This is a genomic window from Methylobacillus glycogenes JCM 2850, assembly GCF_000617925.1.
GTDB classification, from domain to species: Bacteria; Pseudomonadota; Gammaproteobacteria; order Burkholderiales; family Methylophilaceae; genus Methylobacillus; species Methylobacillus glycogenes.
Map to the genome: position 1 here is coordinate 1 of NZ_BAMT01000020.1, position 16,714 is coordinate 16,714.

The 16,714-nt window shown below is 46.9% G+C and carries 9 protein-coding genes and 2 pseudogenes; 3 read left to right on the forward strand and 8 right to left on the reverse strand.

The window, feature by feature from the left end; all coding sequences use genetic code 11:
- Nucleotides 1-272: 272 nt before the first annotated feature.
- The 3 genes and pseudogenes from JCM2850_RS15655 to JCM2850_RS23190 form a co-directional block, all read right to left on the reverse strand.
- Entirely contained in the window at nucleotides 273-1,043 is a 771-nt protein-coding gene (locus tag JCM2850_RS15655) for a type 1 glutamine amidotransferase domain-containing protein (protein ID WP_088177774.1), read from the reverse strand.
- A gap of 70 nt (nucleotides 1,044-1,113) precedes the next feature.
- The gene (locus JCM2850_RS22090) at nucleotides 1,114-1,362 is read right to left on the reverse strand and encodes an oxidoreductase (RefSeq protein ID WP_025873078.1); all 249 of its coding nucleotides are present in this window, start codon (nucleotides 1,360-1,362) and stop codon (nucleotides 1,114-1,116) included.
- Nucleotides 1,359-2,165 (reverse strand): annotated as a pseudogene (locus JCM2850_RS23190) (oxidoreductase). The gene JCM2850_RS22090 and the pseudogene JCM2850_RS23190 overlap by 4 nt, the downstream one beginning before the upstream one ends.
- Before the next feature lie 109 nt (nucleotides 2,166-2,274).
- On the opposite strand from JCM2850_RS23190, the gene JCM2850_RS15675 reads away from it, so the two are divergent.
- The 3 genes from JCM2850_RS15675 (at nucleotide 2,275) to JCM2850_RS15685 (ending at nucleotide 5,491) form a co-directional block, all read left to right on the forward strand.
- On the forward strand, nucleotides 2,275-3,147 hold the full coding sequence (locus tag JCM2850_RS15675) for a LysR family transcriptional regulator (protein ID WP_025873080.1): 873 nt from the start codon (nucleotides 2,275-2,277) through the stop codon (nucleotides 3,145-3,147).
- 27 nt (nucleotides 3,148-3,174) lie between these two features.
- The gene (locus JCM2850_RS15680; RefSeq protein WP_025873081.1) at nucleotides 3,175-3,627 is read left to right on the forward strand and encodes a DMT family transporter; all 453 of its coding nucleotides are present in this window, start codon (nucleotides 3,175-3,177) and stop codon (nucleotides 3,625-3,627) included.
- Between the two features lie 634 nt (nucleotides 3,628-4,261).
- A complete protein-coding gene (locus JCM2850_RS15685; protein WP_025873082.1) occupies nucleotides 4,262-5,491 on the forward strand; it encodes an IS256 family transposase in 1,230 nt (409 codons plus the stop codon).
- A 127-nt stretch (nucleotides 5,492-5,618) separates the two neighbouring features.
- Here JCM2850_RS15685 and JCM2850_RS24205 read toward each other — a convergent pair whose 3' ends face one another.
- The 5 genes and pseudogenes from JCM2850_RS24205 to JCM2850_RS22110 form a co-directional block, all read right to left on the reverse strand.
- A complete protein-coding gene (locus JCM2850_RS24205; protein ID WP_081775119.1) occupies nucleotides 5,619-5,762 on the reverse strand; it encodes a PEP-CTERM sorting domain-containing protein in 144 nt (47 codons plus the stop codon).
- A gap of 26 nt (nucleotides 5,763-5,788) precedes the next feature.
- Nucleotides 5,789-6,034: a hypothetical protein gene (locus tag JCM2850_RS15690; RefSeq protein ID WP_025873083.1), complete on the reverse strand. Its 246-nt coding sequence runs from the start codon at nucleotides 6,032-6,034 to the stop codon at nucleotides 5,789-5,791.
- A 575-nt stretch (nucleotides 6,035-6,609) separates the two neighbouring features.
- The gene (locus JCM2850_RS15695; protein ID WP_148301314.1) at nucleotides 6,610-6,843 is read right to left on the reverse strand and encodes a hypothetical protein; all 234 of its coding nucleotides are present in this window, start codon (nucleotides 6,841-6,843) and stop codon (nucleotides 6,610-6,612) included.
- A gap of 203 nt (nucleotides 6,844-7,046) precedes the next feature.
- Nucleotides 7,047-14,857: pseudogene (locus JCM2850_RS20020) on the reverse strand (GH36-type glycosyl hydrolase domain-containing protein).
- On the reverse strand, nucleotides 14,749-15,606 hold the full coding sequence (locus tag JCM2850_RS22110; protein WP_199898383.1) for a hypothetical protein: 858 nt from the start codon (nucleotides 15,604-15,606) through the stop codon (nucleotides 14,749-14,751). Before JCM2850_RS22110 ends, JCM2850_RS20020 begins: the two are co-directional and overlap by 109 nt.
- Nucleotides 15,607-16,714 lie beyond the last annotated feature (1,108 nt).

Sequence of the window (16,714 nt, forward strand, 5' to 3'; positions counted from 1 at the left end):
GAGAGTTAATTATCCCTTTGGACACAAACGCTCTTCTGCATTTTCCACTCAAGAAACGTTTCATAGCATCTGAAGTAGGTAGCTGACCCTTCACAGCTTCAATTCGTATGAGAACCCTAGATGGCAATCCATCAATGGACAGGGCCATGGAACAAGAAAATGAAAGGCATCCTGCCATGGTCAGAGATTTGAAACTCTGTTGACCTGTACAAGGATGCCTTTGGTTGGCCTTTTCTAAATGACTGCTTAGTTGAACAAGGTATTGAGTGGGCCTACTTCAACTCTTTGGCCACTTTCAGAATGTTTTGAGCAACGCTGAGGCCGGATTGTGGGTTTTGACCAGTCACCAAGCGACCATCAATCACGGATTTTGCTGTCCAGTTCTTGGCAACATGCACTTTGGCACCACGTCCACGCAATGCTGTTTCCAACAGGAATGGCATGGTCTTCACTGTGTCCATGTCTTTCTCTTCGGAGTCGGTGAAAGTGGCCATGTTTTTACCCTTGACCAAATATTCACCATTGGAGAGCTTGAGATCTACCAATGCAGCAGGCCCATGGCAGATAGCCGAGACGATGCCACCAGACTCATAAATGGCGGCACCTACTCTATTCACATCCTTGTTACCACGGAAATCCCACATCGCACCCCAGCCACCGACGTAGTGCACGATTTTGTAATCGGCAGGGTTAACCTTTTCCAAGGACAAGGTGTGTTTGGTTTGATTGAAAAGCGCTTTGTCTTCAAAGAATTTCTTATTGATAGGGTCATCCAGCTTCACACTGGATTCGTCTACAGGAGCGAGTCCGCCTTTTGGGCTGGCAAAGTGTACGGTGTATCCAGCTTCAACCAGGGGGTAGTAAATATGAGTGGCTTCGGACATGTGCCAACCCGTTTGCCTACCGGTATCGCCCAGCTTGTCATGATTGCTGAGGACGATTAATACAGATTTGGAAGGATCTGCATTGACCTCACCTGCTGAGACACCGAATGGAAGTACAGCAACGACTACGGATAAAAGAAGTGCCTTAATGATCTTCATGCTATCTAACTCCTATGATTAACTTCGATAAAAAGTTGGGCTGCAAAGGCCTTTTCCAGGCCGATGCAACTCAATAAGCAAGTGTGGGGTAGTCGGTATAGCCCTTGGGGCCTTTGCCATAGAAAGTGCTAGCGTCCGGCTCATTGAGCTCCGCGTTTTGAGCAATACGCTCAGGTAAATCTGGGTTTGCGATGTAAGTTCTACCGAAGGCAATGGCATCAACTTCGCCAGCGGCGACAACAGCCGCACCGCTTTCAGGAGTGAACTCCTGGTTTGCAATAAAGACACCACCAAAGGCCTGCTTGAGCTTGGGGCTCATCCAGGCATCTGATTCCCGCGGCTCACGACTGCAAACAAAAGCGATATTGCGGGCAGCGACTTGATGCATGAGGTAGACATAGTCTGAGACTGGCCAGCAAATACGCCGCCATCGGTGTATTGCGGAGAAATATGCAGGCCCACACGGTCAGCACCCCACACGGAGATGGCGGCATCCACAGCCTCCAACATAAAGCGGGCACGGTTCTCCAGATTTCCACCGTATTCATCATCACGCGTATTGGACTCCAGGCTCAGGAACTGGTGAGGCAGATAGCCATTGGCACCATGAACTTCCACACCATCAAAGCCAGCTTCTTTAGCAGCCAGGCTTGCCAAGCGGTAGTCTTCAATGACGACTTTCACCTCAGCGGTTGTCAAGGCATGAGGAGTGACATATTCGCGCTCAGGACGCACCATGCGACACGTCCAGGCAGCCTTCTAGCACTTGGCGCAACAGGTTGTTTTCCATCCAGGTAAACAGGGTCGGAAACACGACCGACATGCCAGAGCTGCAAGACAATCTGCACCCTTGGCATGCACGGCTTGCGTGACCAGCTTCCAGCCATCGATTTGTTCTGGCGACCAGATACCTGGGGTATCAGGATAGCCAACACCCATCGCATTGATCGAAGTGGCTTCAGTAATGATGAGACCTGCACTTGCGCGTTGCGCATAGTACTCAGCCATCAATGGCGTTGGTACTCGACCTTCGGCAGCACGAACACGGGTCAATGGAGCTAACACCACACGATTCTTCAAGTGAAAAGCGCCTGCCTGGAGTGGATTCAACAATGTAGTCATCGCAATTTCGTCCTAAAAGTAATTGAACGACTGCATTTTCTATGATTCTATATATAGAAATAAATACCAAAAATATGAATGGTTTATTTTGTAAAAGAGAATAATACTTATGGACAAACTTAAAGCCATGCAACTGTTTGTTGCCGCAGTTGACACCGGCTCATTTGCTGCCGCAGGAGAGTCTCTGGGACTTTCCCCGCCGCGCGTCACTGCCCAGATTCAGGAGCTGGAAGAGTCTTTAGGTACGACCTTGATAGTGCGCACTACGCGCCAGCGCAGACTCACGGATGCAGGAAAACGTTACTACGATTCATGTAAGTCCATTCTTGAGGATATTTCGGTAGCAGAGCTCGAGGCGCAGGAATTAGGCGCTCAGCCCAAAGGGAGGTTACGTATCAGTGCCGCTGTGGCTTTCGGCGATGTACTGGCGGGATTGGTATCGAAATATCTGGCTGAAAACCCGGATATTACAGTGGAGCTGATTTTGAATGACCGCTTTGTCGATATCATCGAAGAGGGGTATGACATCGCCATCCGCATTGGCAAACTGGAAGACTCCACACTGATCGCACGTCAGTTAGGCGATTACCGTCTCACCATTTGCGCTTCGCCCGAATATCTTGCCGCGAACGGCACACCTGAAAAGCCACAGGATTTGGCTTCGCACAAATGTCTAGGTTTTACCCTATGGAGAAATCAAAGTGGTTGGCGGGCCTTCCTGTCTCAACTTAGCTCATCGCCGATGACCAGGCTGGAGTCAAACAATGTCGCCGCTTTGCATATCGCCGCAAAGAATGGGATTGGCTTGTTATTGATCCCAAGGAACCTTGTCGAAGAAGATATCAAAGCCAAGAAGCTGATTGAAATCCTGCCAAGTTATCTACCCGACAGCATGCCGATTAACGCGGTTTATCCTAAGAGTCGCCAGACCTCTCCCAAGCTCAAGTCCTTCGTTAACTTCTTGCAAGCCCACTATCAATAGCTCTTACACATCACTTGAATTACTGTCATGGCTACCACTTCCTACATTTTTTCCTATTTAGTGCTTGTTCTCGCAGGGATGAGCCTAGCATTCCAACAGGTATTGAATTCAAATCTTCAAACGCAGATAGGCTCACCATGGATGGCTACTGCAATTAGCTATTTTGTTGGGCTTGCAACTGCATTGGTCATGACAGTGGTATTGCCTGGCAATAAAATCATTTGGGCGCTACCGAAAGGAGGTGCCTGGCTCTCGTGGACAGGTGGTGTGTTCGGAGCAATTTTTATTGCAACTGCCATCTTTATGGTGCCCAAACATGGCGTGGCTACAACCATCACCTTCATTGTGGCTGGCCAAATGATTGGAGCCCTTTTGTTTGATCATTTCGGAGTGCTGGGTCTCCAAACGAATCCGATCGGATTAACCAAGATCATTGGAGTGGGATTTTTGGTGATTGGTGTAGCCCTGATTCGCGCATAAGTCATTTCACCTTAGAAGGGGAGGCAGTGCCTGGCTCCATGGATTCATTCATATTCGACCTTTCACACGAATATGTGAATATGGCTATTAAGCTAACCGTTTTGGCACCTGAATTAATGGTTAGCAGTAACAGGTCGCCTACTCCTAACCTAAGCGCAACCGCCCCAAAGCAGGAAGCATCTGTAATTTAAGGCCTCACACCAAATCTAGCTTTTGATTGCAAAAATCTCGAATTAAATTGCAAACGACAAAAATGTCGTTTGCAATTTAACTCGAGACTTCCATCTCATTAAAATCAGATACTTAAAAATAATCCAGCAAAATCATTTGCTTAAAGTTTGCAACTCAAAACGAGATTGAGCAGCTTTTTTGCAACCCAACTCGAGATTTAGCTAAATATATGTTTTTAATATGAATTAATCACCCCCTAAATTTAAACGCTCTTCTGCATTTTTCCACTTAAGAAATCGGTTCAAAGCATCTGAAGTATGTAGCTGAGACTTAGCAGCTTCAATAAGTATGAGCATCGGATCTCTTTCTGCGTCAGGTAGGGCTATCTGCTATCGGTGGTGTAAGAAATTTTGTGTAAACGGTCATTTGGCAGGAAACTGCCGCCAATTTGTTAGGAGTAATAATGACCGCAGTAAAATCAGCCATTCCAAAGGATGTACTAGACAGTTTATTAACCGGATACCAAAGACCTGAAGACCTGATTGGCGAAGGTGGTTTATTGAAGCAATTAACCAAGGCATTAGTGGAGCGCGTGTTGGAGGCCGAGATGTCAGATCACCTTGGCCATACTCGCAACGCACGCGTTACGAACTCTACTGGCAATACTCGGAATGGAAAAACCAGGAAAACAATAAAAGGGGAATTTGGAGAGATACCGATTGAGGTTCCACGTGATCGGGACGCGACATTCGAGCCTTTGCTCGTTCAAAAGCATCAAACTCGATGGTCTGGGTTCGATGAGAAAATTATCTCGCTCTACGCGCGAGGCATGACGTTGCGGGAGATCCAAAGTCATCTGGAAGAAATGTATGGTACCGAGGTTTCGCCCTCCTTCATCTCATCAGTCACTGATGCTGTCAATGATGAGGTGAAAACCTGGCAGGTGCGCCCATTGGATCCAATTTACCCCATCGTCTACATGGATTGCATCCATGTCAAAATTAGGGATTCAGGCACAGTCCGGCCTAAAGCTGTCTATCTTGCTATTGGAATTAATATGGAAGGTGAAAAGGAAGTCTTAGGGCTTTGGATCGCACAAACTGAAGGCGCTAAGTTCTGGCTGCAAGTGGTGACAGAACTCAAAAATCGCGGAGTACAGGATATATTTATTGCTTGTGTTGATGGACTAAAAGGATTTCCAGAAGCCATAGAAGCGGTATTCCCCAAGACAACTGTACAGCTATGCATCGTCCATTTGGTGCGATACAGCATGAACTATGTAAGCTGGAAATTACGAGATCAAGTTGCTACCGATTTAAAACGAATCTATCAATCTGTAACCGCAGAGGATGCAGAGCTGAGACTAGCCGAGTTCGAAGATAAATGGGATAAAACACATCCACCCATATCGCAGATATGGCGTCGAAATTGGTATCGAATCATTCCTTTCTTTGAATACCCTCCAGAAATTCGCAGGGTAATTTATACGACTAACGCAATTGAGTCCGTCAATATGTCCCTCAGGAGGATCACTAAAAACCGAGGATCATTCCCCACAGATGAGTCATTGCTTAAGTTATTCTATTTAGCATTACGCAACATCAGCCAACGATGGACATTACCTATTCGTGATTGGAAGGCTGCTCTAAATCGATTTACTATCCAATTTGAAGATAGAATTAACCCTGTGTAAGTAAAAGCCGTTTACACAAAACTTTGCGCAACCTCGGAACTGGGCTCTCAGTTGCTTTTGGTAGCTCTTATGCCTAGACATAAAACAAAAGAGCCTCAGCAATGGCCCTTTTTTTTGATTAAGTAGATTAGCGGCGAGCAGGCAAAGTAACTAGGCCCAACCCCAGAGCAAGAGGTGCATAAGTGCTAGGTTCAGGTACTGCACTCAGTTTATACAAGGCATTAATCTCTATGTGTTCGTCAAGAACCAATACTAAATATTGATTAACCATACTTGGAATTCTCCGAGCTGATATATTTACTTATCTAAGTAGCTATTACCAAGAATTGTCAGCCTCAAATTACTAACTTTATCGAAAATTTGCAGCATGCCATATTTTCTATTCAGCTGATATTCAGGCTCTTCAATATATTTTCTAGCGAATGCTTCTTTGATCGTTAAAACTCGGATTTGAAAATTTTTTAGTCCCTCAGTGCCATCCTCGGTGATCAAGGTCTCATGTCCTGTCCGAATCAATTGTAGCAACTCAATTAAGCTATTCATGTTTTAGATCCTCCCAAGCTTATATTTAAGAAGCTTCTCCCCCTAGCTGTCATTTGCAAGTGAGAAATGCCTGAAATTTCATTATTGCTGATGCCGCGTACTCCTAGGATCCTTTTCGCACCGTTGTCATGAAATGTTGGATTTAGAATGAAACCTCTTCTTTCACGCTTCGCATAATACAATGCACTAGGATCGCTAGGTATATCAATAAATTCAAAATTTGGTGGTATTTCACTCATATAATAAGTGATATCTCTGCCTACAATAATTACGAATATAACTGCAGAAATTATGCTGCCAATCCATATTCCCTTCACTTTTGTTGGCAGCCTATTAAATGGCAAAATGAATCACCTCAATAGATTTAATTGAAACCACTTTACCTATGATATTTCATAAAAATATCGAAATTATGGTTATGATATCTCAGAGATTTAATTTTTCATTACATCAACAAACCGTTACAACCAATCTATTCTTCCTTAAACCATGGGAATAGACTTAATGATACAAAACTCCGTATTCTTAAATAACACCCGCAACTAGCGGGTGAATGAGTAGTATTAATCAGAGCCTCACTTATGCTCTGAGTCTTCATTATCTAAATTGGTGTAAACATTTGAAGAGTTGATTGGTAATTTTGGGCGTGAGGGGTTTTTATTCTCGAACATCAATAGATGCATTTTTTTCTGCAATGCCTTCTTAGCGAGATCATGGCTTGTTTCCCCTTCTAACCCCGCTTTGATAGCTTCAGACTTGGAGAAAATCCCAGGCGCTTTATTGCCAGTGATGTTGATTGGGTGTTTCATAAGATCTCCTTTTATAGTTTCATGACAGAAAATATCATCATGCGCGAGAAAAGAGAGACTCATGCCAGGGAGGAAGTAACGGGGGATGGGTGCAGACTCAGGCCGCTGAACTCAGCATACAGCATTTTAAGATTTCATGTGGATTTCGCTTAAATATTAAATAGATACGCTTGGTTGAAATTCATCAACACGCTGTATGGCCTCTATTCAGGGCTTCCTGGCGATTGATAGTAGATGAGGTAGAGATTTTTATTTCCACCATTGAGCTCAACCTGAACCTCCCCATCAATTAAAGGGAGACTATTACCATCTAATCTGGCCTCAGATAAGCATGACCCGATGTCTGGCGAGTTTTCGATATAGATATTCAATTGAGTCTCCTGCAGTTTCATCTTAGCCTCGACCTTGTTCCAGTTGGCTGGGATACAGGGTTTGATCAGTAACTTCTTGTTGGCAAGCCGTATACCCAATATGCCTTCGATGCCTGCCCTGTACATCCATCCTGCAGAGCCTGTATACCAAGTCCAGCCACCTCTCCCAATATGAGGGAAGACTGAATATACGTCAGCGGCAAGTACGTAGGCTCAACCTTGTAACGATGGATATCTTTCAAAGTCTGTGTATGGTTGATAGGATTAAGTAGAGCAAATAATTCAGCGGCTTTAGTACCTTCCCCGAGCTTGACATATGCCAATATAGACCACATAGCAGCATGACTATATTGCCCACCATTTTCTCGCAAGCCAGGAGGGTAGCCTTTGATATAGCCCGGGTCATAATGGGTTTTGTCAAAAGGCGGGCTAAATAGCAATGCGATGCCTTCACTTTTGTTAATCAAATACTGTTCCAATGATTGCATGGCGACGGCTGCACGCATGGGCTCAGCGGCACCGGATATCACCGCCCATGACTGGGCTATCGAATCTATGCGACATTCCGTATTTTCATTGGAGCCTAGCCAGGATCCATCATCAAAAGTAGCGCGACGGTACCAGAGTCCATCCCAGCCGCTGGACTCGACTGCTTTGCGTACTGATTCAGCATGCGTTTGCCAATGCTTGGCACGCTTTTGTTGTGCTGTAGTTTTGCGAGCTAATGCAATAGGAGCAAACAAGTTGATTGTGCGGATCAGTAACCATGCTAACCATACACTTTCCCCGCGACCTGCCTCACCCACCCGATTCATGCCATCGTTCCAATCACCTGTGCCTATCAATGGCAATCCATGGATACCTGTTAGGCTTGCGCAGCGATCAATTCCGCGTGCGCAGTGCTCATACAACGATGCACGTTCCTCCGCGACCATGGGTTGGAAAAAGCTGTCATGCTCTCCTCCTTGCAAGCTAGGCCCTTCCAGAAATGCAATGTCCTCGTCTAAGATAGTGAGGTCGCCAGTGCAAGTAATATAGTGAGAGGTCGCATAGGCAAGCCAGACTGAATCATCAGAGATTCTGGTACGTACACCCATTCCGGATTGTGGCTGCCACCAATGCTGCATATCCCCTTCTACAAACTGCCGCCCAGCAGCGCGTAACAAATGTGTGCGGCAAGTTTCTGGCGCGGATACCACCAATGCCATACAGTCCTGTAATTGATCTCTAAAGCCATACGCCCCGCTAGCTTGATAAAACGCAGATCTTGCCAGTACGCGACATGCCATCGTTTGGTAGAGCAGCCATCCGTTCAGCATAATGTCCATCGCGCGATCTGGTGTTTTCACCTGGATCACTTCCAGCAATTTTTGCCAATAGTTGCAAACCTCCTGGAATACGCTACCCAGATCTATGCCGCGATAGCGTGCTATCAATTCTCTGCAGTCCTCTGCAGAATGACATTGCCCAATAAAGGACACTATTTCTACGGACTCTCCTTCCGCAAGGATCAAGGTATGCTGTAATGCGGCACAAGGATCAATGCCCGCACCGAAGTTACCTGAGAGGGAGCTACCCCTTACCAACGCTTCTGGCAAATGCAATCCGCCAGAGCGCCCAATAAACTCCTTACGATCAGCAGTCCACTGGGTTTGCTTACCTCCAAGATCTGCGAATGCAACCCGATTGCTGTAGGAGAGGCTCCAGGGATTTCTTGCCAGTATGGCCCCGGTAAGTTCATCAAGCTCTGTCTGGATAAATGGAGCAGATGCACTGCGAGATGTGCCTAATGTCCACTCGGTATAAGCAATCACCGATAAATGACGTGGACGTCCGGACGTGTTGCGAATGACAAGGCGCGAGATCTTAATGGGATCATCCACTGCAACATATTGAAGCAATGTCAATTCAAGCTCATTCGCATGATGCTCAAACTGACTGTAGCCAAAGCCATGCCTTGCAATATAGTTACCATCGTCGCGGATAGGATGGCTTGTAGGGCTGGATAGCTCGCCAGTGATGTCATCGCGTATGTAGAGCACTTCACTACTGGGATCCATAACTGCGTCATTCGACCAGGATGTCAGCTGGTTTTCTCGACTATTATCTGCCCAGGTATACCCACTGCCTGAGGCTGATACCTGAAAACCAAAATTGGCATTCGCAATAACATTGATCCAGGGAGCGGGCGTGGTGACATCGGCACTCAGAATGGTCACATACTCTTTACCATCCTTGGCAAACCCGCCTAGTCCATTAAAAAACTCTAGGTTGTCCATGTTGGCAGGCGTGGCCGACGCTTTCTTCACTCCGAGCTCAAATCGCTTACGGGGCAGTTCTTCCACAGGTAACAATATCTCAGCCACTTGCTCGGCAATCGATCCATGCCTTGCCAGGAAGACAACTCGTGCCACTGCATTCAGCAATGCTCTGCATTCTGCCCCCATTAAATCGGCGCGCAGTGTAAACACCAGTCCTTTGGCCAATTCCTCACCTGACCTACGCCGTGCTTGGCAGGTACGAACTGCGGTCTCTATCGCAATCTGCAAATCTTGAATATATGAAGAGGCTCGCTCGTTGATAATCACAAGATCGACAAATAGTTGTTTCATGCGCCAGTATTGATGAGCGCGTAACAATTCATGTACCTGCGCTATATCTTCAATATCATCAATACGCAAAAGGACGATAGGTAGATCGCCGGAAATCGATTGTGACCACAATCCAGACTGAGGCCCTAAACCGCGTTTAATCGCCTCAGAATGTGATCTGAAGCGTTGATCTGCGTACAGAATAGGGGTTGCGAGTTTTTGGAAATTTGCCGCTTCCTCTGGAGAGACATCTATATCTCGTAATTGAACCTGCGCTTGTGTCCACGCGAGCGTACGCGCCCGTTCAAAGGCACTGCGATCATGGTGTTTGTCAATAATACCCAGCAGAGCTTCTCGTGAGGAAGCCAACACAGTCCAGTACGCCAATCGGGCCACTTTGCCAGGTGCCAACGTCAAGCGGTTACGAATAGAAAAGATAGGATCTAAGATAGTACCTACTGTATTGGAGAGGTTTTCTCCACCGACAATTACCGCTGCGGATTCTACTGTTTTGTCACGGCCAATAAAGCAGGCCCTATCGGACTCGTATTGAGCCTGGGCAGTCATTTCTCCTTCAATGACAGCGAAATGCGCAGCCCAGACCTGGGGTTCTCCCGGTGAACGTAAGCGGCGAGTAGCAAGCAGTGCACCAAACTCGGCCAGATATTCGGTGACTACAAACAACTTTGCAAATGCCGGGTGCGCTCTATCGGTCGCCGTCGTCGTTAACACAAGTTCAAGATACGAGGTGAACTCCAACTCATACGGACGGCGGCTATTGTTGGTGACAGAAACACGTCGCACTTCCGCATCATCCTCCCCGGACACGACCACATCCATATGTGAGATGAGGTGCTTCCCGTTTTGGATAAATTCAGCATGATCCTCACTAAAAACAATGTTGTTAGTCTCCAAACGTGGGGGTGTACGGGTGCGGATTTCTTGCCCAGCCGATGTCCATATATCTCCGCTAGCTATGTCTTTTATGAATATGAAATACCCATCCTTTTCACGCGTCGTATCCTCAGTCCAACGGGTTACTGCAATATCTCGCCAACGGCTGTAACCCGCTCCTGTACCCGTCAACATAACCGAGTAATTGCCATTAGAAAGTAAGTGAGTAACTGGGTACTCTGAATAGCCTGCATTTAAGCTGCGAGCAGTTGGAGTGTCTCTTCTTGCTTCCGTCGCTGCAGCGCTAACCTCCTCAGCACGAGGCCGGGAAATGGCAATATCTCTAGGCATTCTTTCCTGCAGCAAGAGTTCGCAGCCCTGTATCATAGGTTCACAGTGAAAGCGATTGCGCATTTCACCCTGATGCAGGCTATTGGCAATGGCCACTATGGTCATGCCTTGGTGGTGCGCCATATAGTTACGCACGATGGCAAACTCTTGATCCTCACGTAACCTGGATTTAGTGAAATCGAGTGCCTCATAAAAACCGTAGCGCCCAGCAGCACCTAAGCGCGTGAGATGCAAAAAGTTTTCATGAGACCCTTTAGGATCTACCATGGTGGCGAGGCCAGTTGCATAGGGTGCGATGACAAGGTTTTCAGACAAGCCTCGCTTCAGGCCTAAGCCTGGTACCCCAAAGTTTGAGTATTGATAAGTGAACTCAATGTCTCTAGCGTTATAAGCGGATTCAGAAACTCCCCAGGGAATACCTAGTGAGAAGCCATACTCTTGCTGCCTCGTAACAATCAGCTTACTTGTCTGCTCCAGTAAACTCCCCACTGGTGCACGCATGACCAAAGAAGGCATGAGATATTCAAACATTGAGCCTGACCAGGAGATTAGTGCTGAAGCATTACCAAGTGGTGTTGCAGTGCGGCCAAGACGAAACCAATGTTTTGTGGATACATCTCCCTTTGCAATGGTGAATAGGCTGGCCAGCCTTGCCTCTGAAGCCAGTAAATCATAACAACTTTGATCCAAGCTGTTATCCACCAGGCTATAGCCTATGGATAACAGCTTGCGCTCAGGCTCGACCAGAAAAGCAAAATCCATGTCTATGGCCATTTTACGTGCACAAGCAGCAATGGCTTGTAGTCTGCTATGCATGGCTTCGGGGGATTGTTGATACACCAATTGGTCATGGTTGTGTGATGCCACGGCTAAAGCCAATGCCTCAACCCAAAAGACGAGTTCAGGAGGGTTGTAATCATCACTGACAGGTATTACCTTGCGGGTAGTAATTACTAGCTTGTCTGTCATCCGCTTCAATGGAGGCAATAGACTTTGAAGTTGGCTGTCCTCTAACAGGATGGAGATTTCTTCAAGTCGAGACAACAGGAGCATGCCGGTTTCATCGTAAGCGATAGCCGAGATGGCAAGAGCATCTCGTGCCAATTGCCAATGATCCAGCAGGCCCACTTTGGTATTGGATGTGTCTTTACTTATCCACGCTTCGCATGCATTGGCCAGTGCAATCAAGTGACCAGCCAGGTTGCCGCTATCGACAGAAGATATATAGGGCGGATCCAGGACTCTGAGATCCTGCGTGCCATACCAATTAAACAAATGCCCACGATGCTTTGACAGTTGCTGCATGACTGCCAGTGTAGCCTCCAGGCGCGTGATCGCGTCCGCAGTTCCTAACCAGCCAAAATCCTTTGCAGCTACCGTTGAGAGCAGGTAAAGCCCAATATTCGTAGGCGAGGTTCGGTGCGCAATCGTGGGGGCAGGTTGCTCCTGAAAATTATCAGGGGGCAACATATTGTCCTGCGGGGTGACAAATCGCTCAAAGAAGCGCCAGGTGCGCCGTGCAGTCAACCTTAATGCCACCACGGTTGCTTGCGGGATGTCCTCATTATTATCTGAGGAAGGGGGATAACTGACGAGATAGGCCAGCCATGGTGCTATGACCCATAATCCAGCCAATGGCAGTACAAGTGGCCAGGATGCTGGGACAATGCTTAAGGTAAAAGCACTCATGAGGAGGACACCTGCCGTGCTCCCTGTCATTTCATAATAAAAGCCATCAATGCTTAAGCGCGGATTACTTTTTGACTGGGCGGCGGTCGTCCATTGCAGTAAATGTTTGCGGGTGATTACCAGCCGTATCAAGGTACGTGCGATGGCATCCCCCATTCTCCAGGCCTGATCTGCAAGCAAGGCTAGCGATAAGACAAGATAAGCGCTGGCTTGTAGCAAGTCTTTCAGCAAATTACGCAAATGGTTGCTGAGATGGATATCCCGGCGACGTGGCAATAACGACAGGACGATAGGCAGTAAGCTGGGTACTGCATAAAGCAGCAAAACCATGGCAGTGGCCGGGATGGCCATGGTAAGCGGTAGCCACCAACATAAAACCAAGAGCAGCAAGTAGTTGGGGCCGACCAGCGAGCGTCGGAGGTTATCCAGCATTTTCCAGCGCCCAACGGCGGGTATCTTGTTAGTAGAAGCGAAACTCAGTATCCATGGCAGCAATTGCCAGTCACCCCTAGTCCAGCGATGCTGGCGTTTTAAGGCAACGTCGTATCGACTTGGCGACTCTTCAACAACATCAATATCTGAAGCCAGTCCTGCTCGGGCAAAGATACCTTCGAACAAGTCATGGCTAAGCATGGAGTTTTCTCGAACACGTCCCGTCAATGACGCTTCAAACGCATCAATATCGTAAATACCTTTGCCGGTGTATGAGCCTTCCCCAAACATGTCCTGATATACGTCGGAACTCGCTGCGGCATAGGGATCAATGCCTCCAGGAGCAGAGAAGATTCGTTGATAAAAAGAGCCTTCGTGATCTAGCGGAAGAGTAGGAGTGACTTTAGGTTGCAGAATGGCATAACCACTGATTACCCTCTGCTCCACATCGCTAAAGATGGCCTTGTTGAGTGGATGGCTCATTTTCCCAACCAGCTTTTCAAGCGTGTCCCGGGGCAGCCTAGTGTCAGCATCCAATGTAATGACATAGCGCACGCTGCTAGGAATTGGGTAGAGGGCGATATCTCCGGTTTCAAAAGTTGTAGTAGTCGCACCCCGCAACAGGCGGTTCAATTCATGCAGCTTACCGCGCTTGCGTTCCCAACCTATCCACTTGCCTTCGCTTTCATTGAAGATTCTGCGGCGGCTCAGGAACAAAAAACGCGGTGAGTTGAGGTCGCTTTCCACCTCTTTTTCATACTTCCGATTCAGATCGTTAATCAGTATTTTTGCCCGCCACAACAAAGGTGCATCCGTGGGCAAAACCTCTTGATCTGCGTCGATTCCGTCAGCTAACAAGGCAAAGTAAATATCTCCGCCTAAGCCGGACAGATAATGGACTTCTAGGCGTTCTATATGCTTGATTAATTCGGCTTCATCGCTTAGTAGGATAGGTACGGCAACCAATGTGCGCAATGAAGGTGGTATGCCGGACTTCAGCTCCATGGCTGGCAAAGATTGGGCCGAGACATTCCACACTATTAGCCGATTGACAATACTAGTGGCAGCCTCAGTCGCTGGGATAAAAGCAATCACCATTATGGCTAGGATTAATCCCAGCGATTGATCGAGCCAATGGAGCCCATGTAATGCCATGAGCAACAACGAGATAGACACAAAAGTAATCGCGGTGATATAGCCCGCTATGCCAAAGCGAAGGTTTATGCGACTCAGCAATAGTCTGGGTGAAGCCCGGAAACGGATACGTCTTTCTAGCTTTTCCCTGCCTTCGGCAATTAAATAATACCCAGGGTCGGTAACACGCATATTTTCTTCTGCAGCTAACCTCTGAGTTGCCTGCTCACATAATTCAAGCGTGATTTCAGCGATCTCGAGCTCGGAAAATGTAGAGCCGCGAGCTAATTGCTCAATTGCACTTCTATATGAATTACGGGTGGGGAAATCCATGAGCGTAAAACTGCTGCTTTGGCCCAAGCGTGCATCCACAAGACTGACACTCTCAAACAATGCGGCCCAATCAATATCAGAGATCAGCCGCATGCTGGTGATCACATTCCTTACGCTGACATTGGATGCACCTTCCGATTGCTGGGCTCGCTGCACCAAGTCATTGACGGATATTTCCTGTTTTCTGGCCAGCTCCTCCAGCCAGGCCATGGCCGGCATAGTGCGTGGATCTTGATCCGTAAGCGCTTGGAAAGGTGGGCAATGAAAGTGTCGGAGACAGGTTGAGATGCACGAGATGCCAGATCTTTTTCCAAGTCCAACCGAGACCTATCTGTTTGCAGCAAAGTTTTGGCGAACTCTTCTGCTTCTGCGCGCGAGCTGCGCCCAGCTTCAATCTGTTCAGCCAGTCTTCGCAGGTTTTCGATAAGTACTATGCGTAAGGTAATTGCTACAGCCCATAACTCGCCAATGGTAAGGGCTTGAATACGTTGGTAGGCTTGAATAAAGCGGCGCAGGTTATCTGGATCAAAATGGCTGTCAGTATGTGCGACAAATGCCCAGGCCAATCCTAGTACTCGGGGATACCCGACAAATGGGCCATCCGCAAGTTTGGGTAATTGACGGTAATAGCCCGGAGGTAAATCATCCCGAATTTCACGGATTTGAGTTTCAACTATGTGGTAGTTGTCCAACAACCATTCTGCTGAGTGAGCAACACTGTGACCATCTTCTAATTCAGCAGCAATGATGTAGTAAGTCTTTAACAGGACTTCAGCATTGTTGTTTAAGCGTTTATGTAGGGATGAAACGGAGGGGGGGGTTGCGGTGGTCTGCTGTGCTAGAGCTAAGCTTTCAGCATGCTGTTCAAGCCGCTCAATGCCAAACAGCTCTTGTCTAATCGGTACCTCATCATTCCAAGGAGACGTTTTACAACGCTTATTTTTTAGAAAGCGGAGTACATGAGGCATAAGACCTTCTAGCTATTACTAGCTGAAATTATGGCTAAGCACCTGAAGCATATGAAAGATATGCTAGATAGATGCAAGCTGACCATTTAGTTTATGCCAATTTCATGCAACAACCTATGTAATTGATAAAATTATGAATTTCTGCTGGAAGTTACTTAAATTGGACTTATGGTTCGCTAAAGCGTATGGTGTAAGCGCTGTTTAAATCTGCTTACTATTTTTGCAGCATCGGAGTTTGAAGCATCCGAGCTTTCTGGCGTTTAGACGACCACTCATCTTAGCATTCCTCCTCACCCCCCTCTGGGCAAGCAAAACCTCACGCTTAGGATTTCATTCCTAGCCGCGTTACCAGTTATTGGTAGCGTTTTAGGAGTCTATTTTTTTGAATACCATATCCCCTCGCCCGTTCACGATTGGGCACTTTACAATTACGCCATCTTTCCAAACGCATCACAGTGGAAATTTCTCTTCCTCTCTATCAGTAAGCAGTTTTATCAATAATCAATCCAAAATTCTTTATTTCAATTTTGATGAAAAATTCAAGACGATGGACAAAGCATTGCGTTATGCCTGCTATCAGGGACATGTATGGCTTTCCAATCCTATTAAATTTTCCCAATTTCATGGGGATTCCCTTTGAGTCGGTAATGAGGATTAGTATGTTCTTGTCTTATAGATAATTTGGTTTGGAATTCAACACCTCGGGGTTATGCGACCTGAAATTTTTTAGGACAAGTCCAAAACTCGCGAGTAACTGCTGTGTTTCAGGCCCATTCGGACTACATCTATTCCAAAAAATAGGGCTATGATGGGTTGGTCGGTGTATAGGCATGACACCGATTGTACTCAACCCCTCATAGCGTCCTCATACCATCCCCCGGCGTCAGGCGCTTTTTTTTATCTCTTCAAGCTTACAAAATGGTAGCTTGCTTTAGTTAAGGTCCAACATGAACAGTCTTATGGAGCTGATGAATCTCATCAACTCCGGCACAAAAATGCTTGCTACCAACCCAAGAAATTGAATCGCCCCTACTATCCTAGACAGTCGCCAGCCCCTCGAAATAACGCTTTTCATACTCTACTGCGATAGGCCATTATTGAAACTGTG

Bases quoted from the DNA above. Each gene is read 5' to 3' on its own strand.
- JCM2850_RS15680 (WP_025873081.1), top strand. From the start codon at position 3,175: ATGGCTACCACTTCCTACATTTTTTCCTATTTAGTGCTTGTTCTCGCA.
- JCM2850_RS15675 (WP_025873080.1), top strand. From the start codon at position 2,275: ATGGACAAACTTAAAGCCATGCAACTGTTTGTTGCCGCAGTTGACACC.
- JCM2850_RS22090 (WP_025873078.1), bottom strand. From the start codon at position 1,362: ATGAGCCCCAAGCTCAAGCAGGCCTTTGGTGGTGTCTTTATTGCAAAC.
- JCM2850_RS15695 (WP_148301314.1), bottom strand. From the start codon at position 6,843: ATGAAACACCCAATCAACATCACTGGCAATAAAGCGCCTGGGATTTTC.
- JCM2850_RS15690 (WP_025873083.1), bottom strand. From the start codon at position 6,034: ATGAATAGCTTAATTGAGTTGCTACAATTGATTCGGACAGGACATGAG.
- JCM2850_RS15655 (WP_088177774.1), bottom strand. From the start codon at position 1,043: ATGAAGATCATTAAGGCACTTCTTTTATCCGTAGTCGTTGCTGTACTT.
- JCM2850_RS15685 (WP_025873082.1), top strand. From the start codon at position 4,262: ATGACCGCAGTAAAATCAGCCATTCCAAAGGATGTACTAGACAGTTTA.
- JCM2850_RS24205 (WP_081775119.1), bottom strand. From the start codon at position 5,762: ATGGTTAATCAATATTTAGTATTGGTTCTTGACGAACACATAGAGATT.
- JCM2850_RS22110 (WP_199898383.1), bottom strand. From the start codon at position 15,606: ATGCCTCATGTACTCCGCTTTCTAAAAAATAAGCGTTGTAAAACGTCT.